Origin of the sequence: Bradyrhizobium cosmicum, assembly GCF_007290395.2 — a bacterium.
GTDB lineage: Bacteria > Pseudomonadota > Alphaproteobacteria > Rhizobiales > Xanthobacteraceae > Bradyrhizobium > Bradyrhizobium cosmicum.
Window position 1 is genome coordinate 1,235,704 of record NZ_CP041656.2, and the last position, 18,466, is coordinate 1,254,169.

An 18,466-nucleotide genomic window follows, 5' to 3' on the forward strand; every position below is an offset into this window, starting at 1 on the left:
TGTGAAGGGCAATTTGGGCACGCGATCATGGCGATGAACGTTGCGAGTTCGTCCGGAGGCGGCGGGCGCCGTGGCCGGCGCAAGCCCGTCGTGGCCGAGATCAACGTCACGCCGATGGTCGACGTGATGCTGGTGCTGCTCATCATCTTCATGGTGTCGGCGCCGATGTTGACGGTCGGCGTGCCGCTCGACCTGCCGCAGACCCAGGCCAAGAGCCTCGAAAACAACGACCAGAAGCCGATCCAGATGTCGGTCGACATCAAGGGCAAGGTGTTCATCAACGATTCCGAGATCGCGATCAACGAGCTGATCCCCAAGCTCAAGGCGATCACGGAGGCGCGCGGCGGGCTCGAGGAACGCATTTATCTGCGCGCCGACAAGAAGGCGGATTACGGAACGGTCGCCAAGGTCATGGGCCTGTTGTCCGGCGCGGGCTTCAAGAAGCTGGCGCTCGTCACCGAGGCGGATCAGGGGTAAGCCAGTGAAGGTGAACGTCGACAAGACACTCGTTGCGTCGATTACCCTCCACGTCCTCGTGCTTGGATGGGGATTGTTCACCTTTAGCAGCAAGGCCTACGTGCCGGCGGAAGAGTCGCTCCCGGTCGACATCATCTCCACCGATCAGCTTGCCAAGATGATGTCGGGGCAGAAGACCGGCAAGAAGGAAGAGCCGAAGCCCAAGGTCGAGAAGATCGCCGAGGCCAAGCCCGAAGAGGACGCCGTCGGCAAGGTCACCGAGAAGAAAGAGCTGATCAAGACCAATTCGACGCCCGAGCCGCCGCCGAAACCCGTCGAGAAGCCGGTCGAGAAGAAGCCCGAGCCGCCGAAGCCCGTTGCCGAGTCCAAGCCGAAGGAAGAGCCGAAGCCGCCGGAAAAGAAGCCTGATCCGGCCAAGGAAGATCCGATCGCCGAACTGCAGAAGAAGCTCGACACCAAGAAGCCGCCGCCCAAGCCCGTGGAGCAGAAGGTCGCGGCGGTGCAGCCGCAGCAGCAGCCCAAGCCCAAGGAGCGCAGCTTCGATCCCGCGCAGATCCAGCGCGACCTCGACAAGCGCGCTGCGACCCGGCACGAGCTCTCCGGCTCGGCGCTGAATGCCTCGGCTGCGCTGGGAACGACGAGCGGCACGGCCGCCAATAACGTCGCGACGTGGCGGGGCGCGTTCACCAGCGCGGTCAGGCGCTGTTTCACGCCCACTTATAACGGGCAGGATGCCGATCTGTACGAGGCTGACATCGACATTCCGATGCAGATCGACGGCTCGCTTGCATCCGAGCCGATCATCGTGGCGGTGCGAGGCCCATCGAGGTCGATTGCCCAGGCCGTGGCCGAAAGCGCCAAGCGCGCCATCGTGCAATGTCAGGTCTATTCGTTCATGCCCAGGCAGCAATACGAAGGCTGGAAGAAGATCGAAATGACTTTCGGCCTGAAAGACATGTTGTGACATCCGGACAAAAGAATTTTGCGATGAATGACGCTCGATCGATGAACCGCCGCCGCTTCCTGACCCTGACCGGATCGACGCTTGCAATGCTCGGGGGCGGACCTGCCTTCGCCCAGCGCATCCGCATCGACCCCACGGAGTTTCGGCCGATCCCGATCGCGATCTCCAACTTCGTGCCGGGCTCGCCCGCCGACGGCGATGTCAGCAACGGCGTCACCCAGGTCATCACCAACAATCTGAAGCGGTCGGGCCTGTTCGCGCCGATCGACCAGGCCGCCTTCATCGAGCGCATCAGCAACATCGATGTCGCGCCGCAATTCCAGAACTGGAAGACTCTCAACGCGCAGGCGCTGGTTACCGGCCGCATGACGCGGCAGCAGGACGGCCGGCTCAAGGCCGAATTCCGCCTGTGGGACGTCATCACCGGCCAGCAGCTCACCGGCCAGCAATACTTCACCTCGCCGGAATATTGGCGCCGCATCGCCCACATCATCTCCGATCAGATCTATGAGCAGATGACCGGCGAGAAGGGCTATTTCGACAGTCGCGTGGTCTTCGTCGACGAGACCGGGCCGAAGGAGCGCCGCGTCAAGCGGCTCGCGATGATGGACCAGGATGGCGCCAATGTGCGTTACCTGACGCGCGGCTCCGACCTCGTGCTGACGCCGCGCTTCTCGCCGAACTCGCAAGAGATCACCTACATGGAGTTCGGCCAGGGCGACCCGAAGGTCTATCTCTTCAACATCGAGACCGGCCAGCGCGAGATCGTCGGCAATTTCCCCGGCATGACCTTCGCGCCGCGCTTCTCGCCCGACGGCCAGCGCGTCATCATGAGCCTGCAGCAGGGCGGCAATTCCAACCTGTTCGTGATGGATTTGCGCTCGCGCTCGACCACGCGCCTCACCGATACGCCGGCGATCGACACCTCGCCGTCCTACTCGCCGGACGGCACCCGGATCTGCTTCGAATCCGATCGCGGCGGCAGGTCGCAGATCTACGTGATGTCGGCAGGAGGAGGGGCTGCGCAGCGCATCTCATTCTCCAAGGACGACACCAACGCCACCTATTCGACGCCGGTGTGGTCGCCGCGCGGCGACTACATCGCCTTCACCAGACAGGGCGGCGGGCAATTCTCGATCGGCGTCATGAAGCCGGACGGCAGCGGCGAGCGGCTCCTCACCTCCGGCTACCACAATGAAGGTCCGACCTTCTCGCCGAACGGCCGCGTGCTGATGTTCTTCCGCGATCCCGGCGGGGCAGGCGGTCCCTCGCTGTTCTCCGTCGACATCTCCGGCCGCAACGAGCTCAAGGTACCGACGCCGGGCTTCGCCTCCGACCCGGCCTGGTCGCCGCTGTTGTCCTCCACGCCGGGATAGAGACATCCGGCCTGAAACGTCGCGCGCTTGGCCGCGCGATGCTTTCGAAAAACATGCAGAATTTTTCGGGTTTGGTGCGCAAGGCAAGCTTTCCTTCACCTTGTGCCCGGCAACGCTTGCCTAGTTGCTTGATATTTCAGCAAAAACAGGTTCGCTATTGCCGAAAAACAACTCGACTTTAACGATGTTCCCTCAGAAAGGCTTCATCTGGTCTGGGTAAAAGTACGCGCCAAACAGGACGCGTAACAAGCCAATGCAACTGGCAGACCAGAAGCAGAGCGATCGAGACGAGCTGGAGCCGATTCTCTACGCCGCTCTCGTCAACTCTATGGTGCAGAATTTCTGGGCGATCTTCCTTGGCTCGGCCTCAGCGGCCGTGGCCGCGGTCATGACTGCGTTGAAGACCGGCGACGTCCGGCTGTGGCCGATTGCGTTCGCACTCATCGCTGTCGGCACCGGACGCGCGTTCCAGATGCGGCGCTACGAGAACCGCGCGCATGGGTTGTCGTTCGAAGAGGCGAGGCAACTGGAGCCGCGCTACTGGATCGGCGCGCTGATCTACGCCGCCGTGCTTGGCCTGTGGGCCTTTGTCGTCATCTATCTCAACGAGGATGCGGTTGCCGACATGCTCTGTGTCGCCATCGGCATCGGCTACACGGCCGGCGGCGCCGCCCGCAACTATGGAAGGCCGCGGCTGATCCAGTGGCACGTCGCGCTCGCCTGCGGGCCGATGTCGCTCGCGCTGATGCTGCACGGCGGCTTCTATCACGTCGGCCTTGCCGTCCTGCTGATGTTCTTCTTCATCGGCATGAAGAACATCAACCTCAGCCTGCATGCGATCTTCGTCAAGGCACTGACGTCGAGCTTCCGGGAGTCCGCGCTGGCGAGCCAGTTCGATACCGCGCTGAACAACATGCCGCACGGCCTGTGCATGTTTCGCGCCGACGGACGCCTTGCGGTGATGAACCACCGCTTCGGCGAACTGATGGCCCTGCCGGAGGACCTTGTCAAGCGAGGTGCCACCGCCGCCGATATCGTGTCGGCCTGCATCGCCGCGGGCTCCATCTCGGCGGAAAGCGGCAAACAGATCATGGCCGAGATCGACCATGGGCGGATCCGCGAGATCGTCACCGCCGATCCGGATTCCTCTCGCGGCCGCACGCTGGCCTGGACGTTCCAGCCGATGGCCCGTGGCGGCACCGTGCTGCTGCTGGAAGACATCACCGAACGTACCAATGCCGAAGCCCGGATCAGCCATCTCGCCCGCTATGACGAGTTGACCGCGCTGCCTAACCGCGTTTCCTTCCGCGACGAGATCGGGCGGCTGCTGGCGAACGCACACCATGCCGAGCGCCTTTCCGCACTGCTGTTCGTCGATCTCGACCAGTTCAAGCAGGTCAACGACACGCTCGGTCATCCCTGCGGCGACCAGCTCCTGTGCGCCGTCGCCAACCGCCTGCGCGAGATGCTGCGGCCCGAGGATTTCGTCGCCCGCTTCGGTGGCGACGAGTTCGTCGTGTTCCAGCAGAACATCAGCGCGGCCGAGGATGCCGCGAGCCTCGCCCGCCGCATCGTCGAGCGGCTCAGCGAGCGCTACCGCATCGACAATCATCTGGTCGAGATCGGCGCCAGTGTCGGCATCGCGCTGACTTCGCCGGACGGCGCCGTCAGCGCCGACACCCTGCTCAAGAACGCCGACATGGCGCTCTACCGCGCCAAGGCCGACGGCCGCGGCACCTTCTGCTTCTTCCGCGACGAGATGGCGGCGACCGTCGAGGCCCGCCGCATCCTCGAGCTCGACCTGCGCAAGGCGCTCGCCAACGAGGAGTTCGAGCTGTTCTACCAGCCGCTCGTCAACCTCAAGACCGGCAAGATCACCACCTGCGAGGCACTGCTGCGCTGGAATCATCCGGTGCGCGGTACGGTCTCGCCGGTCGACATCATTCCGGTCGCCGAGGACATGGGCCTGATCGTCGATCTCGGCCGCTGGATCCTGCGCCGCGCCTGCATGGAATGCATGAACTGGCCGGACGGCGTCAGCGTCGCCGTCAACTTCTCACCGCAGCAATTCCACCAGCGCGACGTGCTCAGCGAAATCCGCTACGCCCTCGAGGTCTCCGGCCTTCCGGCCCATCGCCTTGAGATCGAGATCACCGAATCCTCGCTGCTGCGCAACACCCAGCTCACCCATGACATCCTGTCGCAACTGCATGCGCTGGGCGTGCGTATCTCGCTGGACGATTTCGGCACCGGCTATTCGAGCCTCAGCTATCTCCACAATTTCCCGATGCAGAAGGTCAAGATCGACCGCTCTTTCCTCGAGGGCATCGACACCGACCGGCCGCTGACGCTGCTGCGCGGCGTCGCGCGCCTGTCCGCCGACCTCGGCATGTCCGTCGTGGTCGAGGGCATCGAAACCAACGAGCAACTCGAGCTGATCAGCGCCGACGGCACCGTCTCGGAGGCGCAGGGCTATTTATTCAGCCGTCCGGTACCCGCGGTGCGGATGCGCCAGCTCCTCAATGCCTCGCATGGACGCCGCGGAGACGGCCTGCTCCAGGTCGTCGTCTCGCGCTCCTTCGCCTGACGAGACACCCAAAACCACCCGTCCTTTCAGACTGTTGCTCTCGCTACGTAGTGCTACGGATGTTAACCCTAACCGTTCGATTGCTTTGCATACTTGTTAAGAAGGTGTTAATAAATCATCACGCCCGCGCAAGTTGTCCCGGGCAAATTGCCTTGAAGCTGACGCGTCGTGAGTGGTGGGTAAGGAGTTGGAATGCAGTCCTCAGCCAGATCTGTCATTTCGGCTGTTGGACGTGGAGCGGAGCTCCTGACCGACGTCGATTACCATCTCGCGGAAACGGCCGCGGAGAAGGAAGAGATCTACAACCTCCGCTACCGCGCCTATCTGCGTGAGGGCGCCGTCAAGGAATCCCCGGAAGCCCGGGTCACCGACCGCTACGACGAACTGCCGAACGCCTGGACCTTCGGCGTCTACCTCCGTGGCCAGCTCTGCAGCTCGGTGCGCATCAGCGTGCTGACCTCGGAGTGGCGCGAGTCCACTTCGGCCGATGTCTTCCCGGAGATCCTGATGCCGCGGCTCGATCGCGGCGAGGTAATGATCGATCCGACACGGTTCGTTGCCGATCCGGACCAGGTGAAGCGGGTTCCGGAATTGCCCTATCTGACCACCCGGCTCGCCTACATGGCGTGCGAGCATTTCAATGCCGATCTCGGCCTTGCCATCGTACGTTCCGAGCATCAGGCGTTTTACCGCCGGGTGTTCCTGCATGAGACCATTGCCGAGCCCCGGCTCGTTCCGGGGCTCACCAAGTCGTTTGGCCTGATGGCGGCGGACTTCCCGACCTTCCGCAAGAAGGTGTTCGAGCGCTATCCGATCATGCGATCCACTGCCTTCGAGCGGCGGATGCTGTTCGGGCGGGGTGGTCAGCGCCAGGTCCCGCAGCGGCCTGTGCTCGTGGCGGACGCCGCTCACGTCTAAAGTCCGCGCCGGCGTGGTCTATGGCCGCGCCCGATGCCTTTCGGCCGCAGCCCCCGTCTCCGCGGATCACACCTTGGGCTGAAATTCCGGCAAAACCGGCATGGTTGCCGGCGAACGCGGCTTGCCTTCACCCTCGCGCCACATTTACAACCCATTAACCATGGCGGGTGCTTTTCGCTGGTTGGGGGCATTTGACCGGCTTGAGCAAGGTTCCGTCAAGGTTGACGGAACGTTCGCTTAACCAACCCCCTGTAGACCCGATGGCAGTGGACGAACGTGAGCGTGGAGGCTCCGGAATGAAATACCCTATGCGCATCCTCCAGGGATTGAAGCTGGCTGCGGTGGTCGCAATCGCGCTGTCGATGGGCGCCTGCGCCAACAAGAATGCTGCGACGGATGCGATGGCCAACGCGGCGACGCCGGGCAGCCAGCAGGACTTCGTCGTCAACGTGGGTGACCGCGTGTTCTTCGAAAGCGACCAGACCGATCTGACCCCGCAGGCGATCGTGACCCTGGAGAAGCAGGCACAGTGGCTGCAGAGCTACCCGCGCTACTCCTTCACCATCGAAGGTCATGCCGACGAGCGTGGCACCCGCGAATACAACATCGCGCTCGGCGCCCGCCGTGCCCAGTCGGTGCGTTCGTTCCTCGCCTCGCGCGGCATCGACGCCAACCGCATGCGCACGATCTCCTACGGCAAGGAGCGGCCGGTCGCCGTCTGTAACGACATCTCCTGCTGGTCGCAGAACCGTCGCGCCGTGACTGTGCTGAACGCGAGCTCCTGAGGCTTCAGTCAGGCACCGTTCATCTTCGGAAACCGATCATGCCGGCGCCCTCTCGGGCGCCGGTTTCGTTTCAGCAATCTGTGACCGAAACCCCGTGGTGCCAGTCACATTTTTGGCGTAGTGCCTTTCAATGTGTGCCGCGTCGCATGTTCCGTCGCAGATCATTTCGTTTTCGTCGTCAGGGCAAGATGTCATCCAGATCCAAGGTCTTTTCCGGCACCGTGGCGATCGCCGCGCTGCTGTCTTTGGGCTCGCCTTCTTTCGCTCAGTCGGACGATGACCCCGAGATCCGGATCGAGCGGCTTGAAAACCAGCTGCGCCAGCTCACCGGCCAGAACGAAGAGCTGCAATATCGCAACCGTCAGCTCGAAGAGCGGCTGCGGGCGCTGGAGGGCGGCGCGCAAGGCGCGACGCCCGGACAGGCGCCGGCGCAGCCCAATGTCGCCGCGATGCCGCCTGCTCAGGTCGCGCCGGCCTACCGTCAGCAGCAGCCCGCTCAGCCGAACTACGAGCAGCCCCAGATCGCGGCTCCCGCGCCGATCGTTCAGGAGCAGCCGGCGCCGGGCGCCCCCGGCAGCCGTCGCCGCGGCGATGCCTTTGACCCGAGCCAGAATCCAAGCGCGCCCGGCGCGCCGCGCGCGCTTGGCGGCGGACAGCAGCCGATGCCGGCAGGTTCTCAGGTCGGCGCGCCCGGCGGGCGCAACGCCGGCGAGCCGCTCGATCTTGGCAACACCGGCGGTCGCTATCCGCAGGCCGCAGCGCCCGCCCAGCCGGTCTATCCGCCGGCCCAGCCAGGCTATCCCGCGCCGGCCGGAAGCGCTGCCCCTGGCCTGACCACGCTGCCGCCCTCGGCAACGCCGCGCGACGAGTTCGACCTCGGCATCGGCTACATGCAGCGCAAGGACTATGCGCTCGCCGAGCAGACCATGAAGAATTTTGCGCAGAAATATCCTGGCGACCCGCTGCTCGGGGACGCGCAATACTGGCTCGGCGAGAGCTACTTCCAGCGCCAGCAATATCGCGACTCCGCGGAAGCCTTCCTCGCCGTCACCACCAAATACGACAAATCGGCCAAGGCGCCGGATGCCCTGCTGCGGCTCGGCCAGTCGCTGGCCGCGCTGAAGGAGAAGGAGGCCGCCTGCGCCGCCTTCGGCGAGGTCGGCCGCAAATTTCCGCGCGCCTCCGCCGGCGTCAAGGCCGCGGTCGATCGCGAGCAGAAGCGCGTGAAGTGCTGATCCGCTGACAAGGCGTATCAGTTTGCGCTAAACAGTCGGTCCATCCGCGGACGATTGCAGCGTCATGTCAGACGACGACAATTCGCCGATTTCGGCGCGCGCGGCGAAGCAACTCTTCGCCGAGCTCAAGAGCTCACCGGCACTGGTGCTCGCGGTCTCCGGCGGGCCGGACTCGGTCGCGCTGATGTGGCTCGCCGCGCGCTGGCGGCGCAGCCTTTCGCGCGGCCCGCAACTTACCGTCGTCACCGTCGATCATGGCCTGCGACCCGAAGCGGCCCACGAGGCGCGCGAGGTCAAGCAGCTGGCAACAGAGCTCGGCCTGACCCACCGGACCCTGCGCTGGCGCGGTGTGAAGCCGAAGAGGGGACTGCCGGCGGCCGCCCGCGAGGCGCGCTACCGCCTGCTCGCGCAGGCCGCGCGCAAGGCCGGCGCGAGCCATGTGCTGACCGCCCACACCCGCGACGACCAGGCCGAGACCCTGTTGATGCGCCTGGTTCGCGGCAGCGGGCTTGCCGGGCTGTCGGCGATGGCGCGCCGCACTGAGCGCGACGGCATCGTCCTGGCGCGCCCTCTGCTCGATGTGCCGAAGTCGCAGCTCGTCGCGACCTTGAAGCGCGCCAAGATCGGCTTTGCCGACGATCCCACCAATCGCGACACCGCCTTCACCCGGCCGCGGCTGCGCGCGCTGCTGCCGCAGCTCGCGATGGAGGGTGGCGATGCCCGCACGCTGGCGCGGCTGGCGGTGCGGCTGTCCCGCGCCAATGCGGCGGTCGAGGTGCTGGTCGATGGCGCCGAGCGCTTCCTTCAGCTCCGGGCGCGCGGCGATGCGCCGCAGGCGGGCAGTCGGCGCTATGAAGCATCCGCGTTTGCCGCCCTGCCGGAGGAGGTTCGGCTGCGGCTTCTTCTGCGGGCCGTCAATGCCCTCGGCCATGAGGGGCCGGCGGAACTCGGCAAGGTCGAAACCCTCATGGCCGCGCTTGATCAGGCCATCGCCGCTGGGCCCGCTGGTGCCGCACGTGGCCGTGCGATCCTGAAGCAGACCCTTGCGGGAGCCTTGATCAGCCTTACCGGGGGGCGTATCCACATCACGCCGGCGCCGGCCCGACGGTCCAAGGGGACCTGCAAGGGGACCTGATGGGCGGATGAGGGCGGACCATGACACCGGCCGTTTCCGCCATGCGCCGTCAGGACACCTTAACCAGGCGGGAAAAACCCCGGATTGATCGCCATTATTTCAGCGGGAATCGCTCCAAGATGGGCTAAATAGTCCCATCTCGTTCCCTTGGCAGCGACCGGGGCGGCACCTAGATTGTATGCGTCCAACCGAGAAGATTCCTTTGGGATTTCCTCGCGCTGCCCAAAGTAACTGACCAAGTAAACGACGAAGGATCAGGGCCGCGATCCGCGCGACCACGAAGGAAGATCGATGAACGCCAATCTGCGCAATTTCGCCCTCTGGGTCATCATTGTCCTGCTGCTGTTGGCGTTGTTCACGCTCTTCCAGAATCCGGGTCAGCGCGCCTCCTCGCAGGACATCGCCTTCTCCCAACTCCTCAGCGAAGTTGACCGCGGCAATGTGCGCGACGTCGTGATCCAGGGGCCGGACATCCACGGCACCTTCACCAACGGCTCGAGCTTCCAGACCTATGCGCCGAACGACCCGACGCTGGTGAAGCGCCTCTATGACAGCAAGGTGCAGATCAGCGCGAAGCCGCCCGGCGACAACGTGCCGTGGTTCGTCTCGCTGCTGGTCTCCTGGCTGCCCTTCATCGCGCTGATCGGCGTCTGGATCTTCCTGTCGCGGCAGATGCAGGGCGGCGCCGGCAAGGCGATGGGTTTCGGCAAGTCGCGCGCGAAGATGCTGACGGAAGCGCATGGCCGCGTCACCTTCGAGGACGTCGCCGGTGTGGACGAAGCCAAGCAGGACCTGCAGGAGATCGTCGAATTCCTGCGCGACCCCGGCAAATTCCAGCGCCTCGGCGGCCGCATTCCGCGCGGCGTGCTGCTGGTCGGCCCTCCCGGCACCGGCAAGACCCTGATCGCGCGTGCGGTCGCGGGCGAAGCCAACGTGCCGTTCTTCACCATTTCGGGTTCCGACTTCGTCGAGATGTTCGTCGGCGTCGGTGCGTCCCGCGTCCGCGACATGTTCGAGCAGGCCAAGAAGAACGCGCCCTGCATCATCTTCATCGACGAAATCGACGCGGTCGGTCGTCACCGTGGCGCCGGTCTTGGCGGCGGCAATGACGAGCGCGAGCAGACGCTGAACCAGTTGCTGGTCGAGATGGACGGCTTCGAGGCCAACGAGGGCGTGATCCTGATCGCGGCGACCAACCGTCCCGACGTGCTCGATCCCGCGCTGCTGCGTCCCGGCCGCTTCGACCGCCAGGTCGTGGTGCCCAATCCCGACGTCGTCGGCCGCGAGCAGATCCTCAAGGTTCACGTCCGCAAGGTGCCGCTGGCGCCGGATATCAACCTCAAGACCATCGCGCGCGGCACCCCGGGCTTCTCCGGTGCGGACCTGATGAACCTCGTCAACGAAGCCGCCCTGACCGCCGCCCGCCGCAACAAGCGAATGGTGACGCAGGCCGAGTTCGAAGAGGCCAAGGACAAGGTGATGATGGGCGCCGAGCGCAAGTCGCTCGTCATGACTGAGGAAGAAAAGCTGCTGACGGCCTATCACGAGGGCGGTCACGCCATCGTCGGCCTCAACGTCGTCGCGACCGACCCGATCCACAAGGCGACCATCATTCCGCGCGGCCGTGCACTCGGCATGGTCATGCAGTTGCCCGAGCGCGACAAGCTGTCGATGTCGCTGGAGCAGATGACCTCGCGCCTTGCCATCATGATGGGCGGCCGTGTCGCCGAAGAGCTGATCTTCGGCCGCGAGAAGGTGACCTCGGGTGCGTCCTCCGACATCGAGCAGGCCACGCGCCTCGCCCGCATGATGGTGACGCGCTGGGGCCTGTCCGAGGCGCTCGGCACCGTGTCCTATGGTGAAAACCAGGACGAGGTTTTCCTCGGCATGTCGGTGTCGCGCACCCAGAACGCATCGGAAGCGACAGTCCAGAAGATCGATACCGAGATCCGGCGTTTCGTCGAGGAAGGCTACAACGAAGCAACGCGCATTCTCACGGAAAAGCGCGCCGATTTGGAAGCGCTTGCCAAGGGCCTGCTCGAGTTCGAGACGCTGTCCGGCGACGAGATCATCGATCTGCTCAAGGGCAAGAAGCCGAACCGCGAGTCCGTGCTCGAGCCGACCACGCCGCGCGCCTCCGCCGTGCCGCCGGCCGGCAAGTCGCGCCCGCGGCCCGATCCGGATCCCGGCCTGGAGCCGCAGCCGCAGGCGTAACGAGAAGCGGCCAATCGAATTGAAAAACGCGGCGGAAACGCCGCGTTTTTTGTTGGCCGCTGTGGGGGCTGGCGCGTCCAATTCCCGGACGCGGATTAATCCGCCATTAGCGTTTGCCGGTTAGGTCTGCTGAGGTGCGTCTCCATCGCTCCGCGGGCCAGGGCCAGCCAGATGCTTGAAAGCGGGCGGTAGACACGGCGCTTAACCGAGGCTGATCCGCAGCCCTCACTTGCTCCGGCACCCCGATGGTGGACGTCAACGTCACCTCTGACATAGTCGGTCGCGGTCGCGCGGCCAGCATTCCGAACGCCTGGGCCGAGACATTTCTGATCGCATTTTTCGCATCGGCGTTGTCCGTGCTGCGGACGGGTTTCGTCTTCGGTCTGACCAGCAATCTCTATCATTTGCCGATCGTCGCCGGTCTTTACGACGAGCCGCAATATCAGAACGACGGGTATATCCAGTCGCTGCGTTACTTTGCGTCCGGCGTCTGGCTGACGTTGAGCGGTGTCGAGAAGTATTTCGACAATGTTCCGTTGCTGTTCTTCGTCCTGTTCTTCCTCTCCCGGCTGGTCAGCTTCGTCGGGTTTCTCTGTTGCGCCTCCCTGCTCGGGGTGACGGAACGGCGCGACAAGATCGTCTTCAGCCTGATCCTCTGCTTCGTCGCGTTTCTCGACGGCTACAGCTACGCCGGCTCCGGCGGCCTGTTCATCAACTACTTCACCCATTCGGAGATGGCGAATGGCGTGGCGCTTCTGGCGATCTACTTTGCCGCGCGAGGCTTCTACACGGCAGCGATCGTTGCCGTCGGCATCACGTCCTTCATCAACGCCTTCTTTGCGGCCTGGCTCGTGCCGCCGCTGGCGCTGATCGGGATCTGGCAGCTGTCGCAGCGGAAAGCCACGATCGGCGAAATCTCGTCGCGCGTGCTGATCGGCTGCATCCTGTGCCTGCCGCTTGCGTATGTCGTGCTGCGCGGGTTCTTCTCGAATCCGGAGTTCGGTCATCCGTTCGACCTTGCGAATTTCCTGCGCCAGTATTTTCCCGGACACGTGCTGTTCGACACGACATCGCTCGGCGACATCGTGGGTCTGTCGGGTGTCATACTCATCGGAGCGCTCGCGCTGTTCTGGTCGAGGCAGGCCGCGCCCGAATTGCGGGCGGCCTATCTCGGCATCATTCTGGTCTATCTGATCGGAATCGCCCTTCCGTTCGTCACGAGATCACCGATCATTCTCAACCTGCATCTGCTGCGCTCGAGCACGGTCATTCATCTGCTGGCCGCCCTGGCGATCGCGGCATTGGCGACGAACTGGCTGCGGCGTGACAGGGAGGCGGCTTTCCTTCCGGCTTGCCTGATCGTGCTGTTCGTGACCTTTGATGGCTGGCCCGGCCTGGCTCTCGTCGCAGCCGTCCTGGTCTTTGCGCTTCGAACGAGCGTGCCGGGACCGCCCCAATCCTATCAGCGCACCATGGGCTATCTGGTGCTTGCCACGACCGTTCTCGTCGCATACCCGCTTGCGATCTGGTCCGGCATCAGCTTCAGCCGGATCTGCAACGAGGCGGTCTCGGAGTGGACCGACGTCGGCAAGTGGGCGCGCGGCAATACGCCTGTGACTGCAATGTTCCTGACGCCGAGACGGCCGGAGCTTGACGGCCGGGCCGAGGTGAGTATCGCCGACATGGCGCTCGATCGCGGCAGCGTGTTTGAATTCGTCTCGCATCGTCGCGTCTGGGTCGATTTCAAGCGCGGCGGATCATCGGTCTTGACGCCGTCCTATTATCCAGTTTGGCGAAGCCGGTTGACGGATGTCGAGGGCCTGAACTCGCTTGCGGAGCGAATGGCCTATGCCTCGCGCAACGGCATCGGCTATGTCGTCGATGTCTGTCAGAGCCCGGACGCGGGGAACGGCGTCGTCTATCGCACGAAGCGGCTCTGCGTGTTCTCGACCGGCGCGGACGCCCCTGCAGCCCGGAAGGACGCATCGCCGGCGGCGGAGCGATCTGCCGGCTGAGCCATCGAGCTCGTCTCGATCGCAAGAGTTGGTTGCAGTCCGGGAATTGAGAGCGCGCCACGCGCTCACTTCGGTGGCGTCGCGGCCTGCTGTTCGTCGCGGACGTGGATCACGGCGATGGCGTCGGCGTAGAGCCGCTTCCAGCCCCTGATGTGATCGAGGATCTGGGCGGCGGGAGAATCGGCGGTGAGCAGCGTTGCGTCGATCCTGTTGTCGTCCAGCATGCGCAGCAGGCCGGCCACGTCGCGCCCGTCCTCGGCGGCGAAATAGTCCATCAGGAATTTTTCGCCGTAGAGCTCCGACCTTCCGTCGACGAAAGGCTTGATGTCGCGAACGATGAGGTAGCCGCCAAAGCCATAGGAATTGAAGATGCGCGCGCCCCTGCGTTCGGAGAGAACGTCGACCGCTGCAACGGGCGTCTGCGTTGCTGAGAATGCGAAGGCGTGATGTGCGACAAAGGCCGCGGTCGCGCTCGCGACAGCCATGACGATCACCAGCGCCGCCGGCGCGGGCGGGACCATCCACAGGGCCCGTGGCGCGTCTGACGCAGTGGGCCTGATCCCCGTGCCCAACGGCTGCGCCAGCACCAGTGGGACGAGTATGCCGAAGGTCTCGATGCTGCGGATATGTGCCAGCGCCATCCAGGTTGCGATCAGGATCAGCAGCACGCGCGGCGGCGACAGCGAGAGGCCGCGGGAGAGCGCGAGACCGAGGAGAGCGAGGAGTGCGCCCGCGAACGGACTGAACGAACTGAAATCGGCCGGGCGCCATTCGGCGATGACCGCGAAGGATGTGCCGAGGCTGAGGATGCGCAGAGCGCCCAGCAAGGTGTCGAGGCCGTAGGGTGTGCAGCAGCTCGCCACCAGCGCGGCAAGCCCGAATGCGACCCACTTCAATGTAAGCGCCAGCCGCCGTGCCGGCGCCGCGCGCCAGAGCGATTCAAGGCCGATCGCCCCGATCAGGGCGAGTCCGAGCACGAAGCCGCCGTGAAGGTTGGCCCACAGCACCATCAGCGGTAGCAGCAGGAAGGAGGGCGCGCGGCCGCGGTCGGCCGCGGCCATCAAGGCACCGGCCCAGCCGACCATGACGGGCAGCGCGAGAACGTGGGGACGCGCCAGCAGATGCGGCGTCGCCAGCGTCATCGCGAGCAGGCAGAAGACCAGCGCATAGGGCAGGGTGAGATGCCGCTGCAGCAGGGCCAGCAACAGGCCCATCGCCGCCGCGATCGCCGTGGCGGCGAGGATGACGGGCCCGGCCCAACCCCAGTGAGAATAGGTCGCCGCGAATAGCACCTGGGACAACCAGGATGTCGAGAGCCAGACGTCGCCCTGGCGCGTCAGGGAATAGACGTCGGTCCAGGGCACGGCCCGATGATCCAGAATCCATTGGCCGACCTTGATCTGCCAGAGCGTATCCGGGTCGTGCAGCAGGCCGTCGCCGCTCACCAGCAGCAGCAGATAGGTCGCGGCCGCAGCGCACAGCGGCGCCAGGTTTCGCTGGCGATGCGCGATTGGAAGACTGGCCGCGATCGTCACGGTTTGGCCGGCGCGGCCGCGGCGGACGCGCCATCCCGCACATGGATCACGGCGATGTCGTCCGCGTAGATCCGCTTCCAGCCCTTGAGCTGATCGAGGATCTGCGGGCCCGGTGCGTCGGCGACCAGGAGCGTCGCGTCGATCTTGTAGTCGTCGAGCAGGCGCGGCAGCAACTCGGGCTTCTTGCCTTCGGTCGCCTTGAAGAAGTCCATGACGAATTTCTCGCCGTAGAGCTCGGCGCGGCCATCGACGTAGACGGGGATGTTGCGTGAGATCAGATAGCCGCCGAACTGGTAGGCGTTGAAGATGCGCTGCACCTTGCGCTGTTCGAGCAGGTCGACCGCCGCAACCGGCGTCTGCGTCATCGTGAAGGTGAAGGCGTGGTGCGCCATGAAGAGCGCGGTCGAGGTCCAGCCTGCGGCCACGATCATCAGCGCGCCGAATGCGGTGACGGTGCGCGCCGGCCAGCGGTCGGCGCCGGCAGATTCGGCCAGTGAGCGCGGGAGCATCTCGCCGAGCGGCTTTGCCAGCACCAGCGGCACCAGGAAGGCAAAGGCATCGATGCTCCTGACATGGGTCAGCGCGCTCCAGGTCAGGAACAGGATCAGGAATATCCGGGGCGCCGAGAGCACGAGGCCGCGATAATAGCCGAGTGCGATCAGGCCGAGCAGCGCGCCTTCGAACGACGTGAAGGTGGCGAAGTTCGCCGGCATCCACTCGAAGATCAGCGACAGCAGCTCGCCGAGGCTGAGGATGTTGGTCGCCCCCATCAGCGTTCGCCAGCCGTAAGGCGTGCAGCAGCTCGCGAGCAGCGCGCCGGCGCCGAACAGCACCCAGCGCATGAACAGCCGAAGCCGCTGTCCCTTCTCCGCATGTTCGACCGCCTCGAGCGAGATCGGACCGATCAGCGCGAGGCCAAGCACGAAGCCGCCATGCAAGTTCGCCCACAGCGCCATCAGCGGCAGCCAGGTCCAGGACGGCGCGCTTCTGCGGTCGGCGGCCGCCATCAGCAGCCCGACCCACGCTACCATCACGGGCAATGCGAGAATATGCGGACGCGCCAGCACGTGATGCAACGACAGCACCAGCGCCAGCATCGCAAACAGCACCGCGCGCGGCGCCTCGATCTGCGTTTCGAGCAGATGGACCAGGATTGCGGCGGTGAGCGCCACCCCGATCGCGGTGATGATCACGGGACCTGCCCACCCCCATTGCGCATAGGAGAAGGCGAACAGCACCTGCGACAGCCACGACGTCGAGATCCAGGCCTCGCCCTGCCGTGTGAAGGAATAGAAGTCCGTATACGGCATGGCGCCGTGATCGAGGATCCACTGCCCAATCTTGATCTGCCAGAACGAGTCGGAGTCCTGAAGCAGCGTGTCGCCGGTAAAGAAGAAGAACAGATAGGTGCAGGCACCGACACACAGCGGCACCAGGGCGCGCGCGCGGCTCTGCACCGCGATGCTGTTGGCAAAGGAAAGGGACATGCCGCCTCGTTGTCCTGCTTGTTCTCGTCGACCCGAGCATGATCCCGAAAAGTGTGCCGCGGCTTTCCGGAAAGATCATGCTCGAACAATAACGCGAAGTGCGATGAACGATTTATTCCCATCGCGTTTCGGTCCGAGCGGACGGCATTGCACCACGCGCGGTCATAACTTCGAGTAAATCGCGCTTCGCATCACTGCAGCGGATAGGTACGATTTAACGGATTGTTTTCAATTCCGGTTTACCATCGTCGAATACGTGCAATGCGCTTCGTGTTTCCGCAGTCGAATTAACTGCGACGCAATTCTTTGCCTCTACGTTCGGTTTCATGGTCGGGCGGCGCTGGGAAGCCGAAAAGACCAGATCAGTTGTAGCCTCGTGTACTCTTTGGGAGCTGTTATGAAGAACCTCGTTTCGCGTTTCGTGAAGGACGAATCCGGCGCCACCGCCATCGAATACGGTCTGATCGCCGCCGGCATCGCGCTGGCCATCATCACCGTCGTCAACAACCTCGGCACCTCGCTGAACACCAAGTTCGGCTCGATCTCGTCCAGCCTCAAGTAAGACTGGACGACCTGAGAGTTTCGAGAGCCCCGTCCTGGACGGGGCTCTTTTGTTTTGGGTGGTCTTTTCCGGTCGCGAGCATGGCACTCTCTTATGAATACCGCCCGGGCTTGTCCCGGGCGTCCACGTTCTCTGTGCCCCGGCGTCGGGCGTGGATGGCCGGGACAAGCCCGGCCATGACGCTGTTGGAAGCTCTCGTGCCTCCAATGCCCGCGTTCTTCTAGCGCTCGTCGTTGGCCTTGGTCGTTAGCATGGCGCTCCCGTCCGTTCGCCGTGACGCTCCACGCATTTGCATCTTGTCATCCACTCTGAATAGTTGTTCAGTCCTTGCGGGGCGATTTGCATCTTTTGCAGTGACGAAGCGTTCGGCCGCGGGCGTGCGGCAGGCGTGTGGGACAGGAAGCGCGCCATGGTTTATCGGCGAACGCATCAAGTGGTGAAGCGCCTTGCGGCGCGGCGCAGTGCGATATTGGCGGCGGCGCGCGAGGCTGCGTCGGAAGGCGGGATGGCGGCGGTGCAGATCGCGCCGGTCGCGGTCCGGGCCAATGTCGCGGCCGGCACCGTTTACCGCTACTTCCCCTCCAAGGCCGAGCTGATTTCCGAACTGATTGCCGAAGTCTCGCGCGACGAGCTCGCGGCGATCCGCCGGGCGGCTGAAGCCGCGCCCGGGCCGTCCTCGGCACTGGCGGCCGCTGTGACCACGGTGGCGGTCCATACCCTGTCGCAGCGCCGGCTGGCCTGGGGCATCCTCGCCGAGCCCGTCGATGTCGACGTCAGCGCCTCCCGCCTTGCCAGCCGCCGCGAGATCGCGGGCGAGATCGCAGCCCGGATCGACGCTGCCGTGCGTGCCGGTCATTTGCCGGCGCAGGACACCGCACTTGCCGCGACCGCGCTGCTCGGCGCGCTGCATGAGGCGCTGGTCGGGCCGCTTGCGCCCGACAATCTCGAAGATCCCGCCAGGATGCGCGACGCCGTGCAGACCGTGACGCTGCTGGCACTGCGCGCCGTCGGCGTCATGGACGCCCGGGCCCGCGGCCTGGTGGTCCAGCAGACGCTGCTGCCAACCGCAAAAGCGCTGGTCGGGGCTTGAAAGCTGGACGGGAAGCGGGGCTGAGACCTGATCGCGCTCAGGTCATTGCCTGAGCACGCGTTTTCGCAAGACCTCAGCAAACCAGC

General features: G+C 64.6%; 14 protein-coding genes. 12 read left to right on the forward strand and 2 right to left on the reverse strand.

The features are described from left to right. The first annotated feature begins 27 nt into the window (after nucleotides 1–27). The 10 genes from tolR (at nucleotide 28) to FNV92_RS05765 (ending at nucleotide 13,706) form a co-directional block, all read left to right on the forward strand. Nucleotides 28–477: a protein TolR gene (gene tolR / locus FNV92_RS05720; RefSeq protein ID WP_014439796.1), complete on the forward strand. Its 450-nt coding sequence runs from the start codon at nucleotides 28–30 to the stop codon at nucleotides 475–477. A gap of 4 nt (nucleotides 478–481) precedes the next feature. Then, entirely contained in the window at nucleotides 482–1,441 is a 960-nt protein-coding gene (locus FNV92_RS05725) for a protein TolA (RefSeq protein ID WP_143841760.1), read from the forward strand. A 41-nt stretch (nucleotides 1,442–1,482) separates the two neighbouring features. Further along, nucleotides 1,483–2,817: a Tol-Pal system beta propeller repeat protein TolB gene (gene tolB, locus FNV92_RS05730; protein WP_014439798.1), complete on the forward strand. Its 1,335-nt coding sequence runs from the start codon at nucleotides 1,483–1,485 to the stop codon at nucleotides 2,815–2,817. A gap of 253 nt (nucleotides 2,818–3,070) precedes the next feature. Continuing rightward, entirely contained in the window at nucleotides 3,071–5,404 is a 2,334-nt protein-coding gene (locus FNV92_RS05735; protein WP_143841758.1) for a putative bifunctional diguanylate cyclase/phosphodiesterase, read from the forward strand. A 192-nt stretch (nucleotides 5,405–5,596) separates the two neighbouring features. After that, the gene (locus FNV92_RS05740) at nucleotides 5,597–6,322 is read left to right on the forward strand and encodes an N-acyl amino acid synthase FeeM domain-containing protein (protein ID WP_143841757.1); all 726 of its coding nucleotides are present in this window, start codon (nucleotides 5,597–5,599) and stop codon (nucleotides 6,320–6,322) included. Between the two features lie 296 nt (nucleotides 6,323–6,618). Continuing rightward, nucleotides 6,619–7,107, forward strand: a complete 489-nt coding sequence (gene pal, locus FNV92_RS05745) for a peptidoglycan-associated lipoprotein Pal (RefSeq protein ID WP_041748053.1) — start codon at nucleotides 6,619–6,621, stop codon at nucleotides 7,105–7,107. A 188-nt stretch (nucleotides 7,108–7,295) separates the two neighbouring features. Next, entirely contained in the window at nucleotides 7,296–8,342 is a 1,047-nt protein-coding gene (ybgF, locus tag FNV92_RS05750; protein ID WP_168213334.1) for a tol-pal system protein YbgF, read from the forward strand. A gap of 64 nt (nucleotides 8,343–8,406) precedes the next feature. Continuing rightward, on the forward strand, nucleotides 8,407–9,477 hold the full coding sequence (gene tilS / locus FNV92_RS05755) for a tRNA lysidine(34) synthetase TilS (protein WP_143841755.1): 1,071 nt from the start codon (nucleotides 8,407–8,409) through the stop codon (nucleotides 9,475–9,477). A 291-nt stretch (nucleotides 9,478–9,768) separates the two neighbouring features. Beyond that, nucleotides 9,769–11,691, forward strand: coding sequence for an ATP-dependent zinc metalloprotease FtsH (gene ftsH, locus FNV92_RS05760; RefSeq protein WP_014439804.1), 1,923 nt, complete (start codon nucleotides 9,769–9,771; stop codon nucleotides 11,689–11,691). Between the two features lie 245 nt (nucleotides 11,692–11,936). After that, nucleotides 11,937–13,706: a DUF6798 domain-containing protein gene (locus tag FNV92_RS05765; RefSeq protein ID WP_143841754.1), complete on the forward strand. Its 1,770-nt coding sequence runs from the start codon at nucleotides 11,937–11,939 to the stop codon at nucleotides 13,704–13,706. A 65-nt stretch (nucleotides 13,707–13,771) separates the two neighbouring features. Here FNV92_RS05765 and FNV92_RS05770 read toward each other — a convergent pair whose 3' ends face one another. Then, on the reverse strand, nucleotides 13,772–15,241 hold the full coding sequence (locus tag FNV92_RS05770; protein ID WP_143841753.1) for a hypothetical protein: 1,470 nt from the start codon (nucleotides 15,239–15,241) through the stop codon (nucleotides 13,772–13,774). Beyond that, nucleotides 15,238–16,728, reverse strand: a complete 1,491-nt coding sequence (locus FNV92_RS05775; RefSeq protein ID WP_143841752.1) for a hypothetical protein — start codon at nucleotides 16,726–16,728, stop codon at nucleotides 15,238–15,240. Before FNV92_RS05775 ends, FNV92_RS05770 begins: the two co-directional genes overlap by 4 nt. Nucleotides 16,729–17,125: 397 nt before the next feature. On the opposite strand from FNV92_RS05775, the gene FNV92_RS05780 reads away from it, so the two are divergent. Beyond that, nucleotides 17,126–17,290, forward strand: coding sequence for a Flp family type IVb pilin (locus FNV92_RS05780; protein ID WP_014439808.1), 165 nt, complete (start codon nucleotides 17,126–17,128; stop codon nucleotides 17,288–17,290). A 409-nt stretch (nucleotides 17,291–17,699) separates the two neighbouring features. Next, nucleotides 17,700–18,380 carry a TetR/AcrR family transcriptional regulator gene (locus tag FNV92_RS05785; RefSeq protein ID WP_014439809.1) on the forward strand — a complete coding sequence of 227 codons (681 nt, stop codon included), beginning with the start codon at nucleotides 17,700–17,702 and terminating at the stop codon, nucleotides 18,378–18,380. The last annotated feature ends 86 nt before the right edge of the window (nucleotides 18,381–18,466 follow it).

What these genes read in the sequence shown, in the direction of transcription:
- tolR (WP_014439796.1), top strand. Translation starts at nt 28, where the DNA reads ATGGCGATGAACGTTGCGAGTTCGTCCGGAGGCGGCGGGCGCCGTGGC.
- tolB (WP_014439798.1), top strand. Translation starts at nt 1,483, where the DNA reads ATGAACCGCCGCCGCTTCCTGACCCTGACCGGATCGACGCTTGCAATG.
- FNV92_RS05735 (WP_143841758.1), top strand. Translation starts at nt 3,071, where the DNA reads ATGCAACTGGCAGACCAGAAGCAGAGCGATCGAGACGAGCTGGAGCCG.
- FNV92_RS05740 (WP_143841757.1), top strand. Translation starts at nt 5,597, where the DNA reads ATGCAGTCCTCAGCCAGATCTGTCATTTCGGCTGTTGGACGTGGAGCG.
- pal (WP_041748053.1), top strand. Translation starts at nt 6,619, where the DNA reads ATGAAATACCCTATGCGCATCCTCCAGGGATTGAAGCTGGCTGCGGTG.
- ybgF (WP_168213334.1), top strand. Translation starts at nt 7,296, where the DNA reads ATGTCATCCAGATCCAAGGTCTTTTCCGGCACCGTGGCGATCGCCGCG.
- tilS (WP_143841755.1), top strand. Translation starts at nt 8,407, where the DNA reads ATGTCAGACGACGACAATTCGCCGATTTCGGCGCGCGCGGCGAAGCAA.
- ftsH (WP_014439804.1), top strand. Translation starts at nt 9,769, where the DNA reads ATGAACGCCAATCTGCGCAATTTCGCCCTCTGGGTCATCATTGTCCTG.
- FNV92_RS05765 (WP_143841754.1), top strand. Translation starts at nt 11,937, where the DNA reads ATGGTGGACGTCAACGTCACCTCTGACATAGTCGGTCGCGGTCGCGCG.
- FNV92_RS05775 (WP_143841752.1), bottom strand. Translation starts at nt 16,728, where the DNA reads ATGTCCCTTTCCTTTGCCAACAGCATCGCGGTGCAGAGCCGCGCGCGC.
- FNV92_RS05780 (WP_014439808.1), top strand. Translation starts at nt 17,126, where the DNA reads ATGAAGAACCTCGTTTCGCGTTTCGTGAAGGACGAATCCGGCGCCACC.
- FNV92_RS05785 (WP_014439809.1), top strand. Translation starts at nt 17,700, where the DNA reads ATGGTTTATCGGCGAACGCATCAAGTGGTGAAGCGCCTTGCGGCGCGG.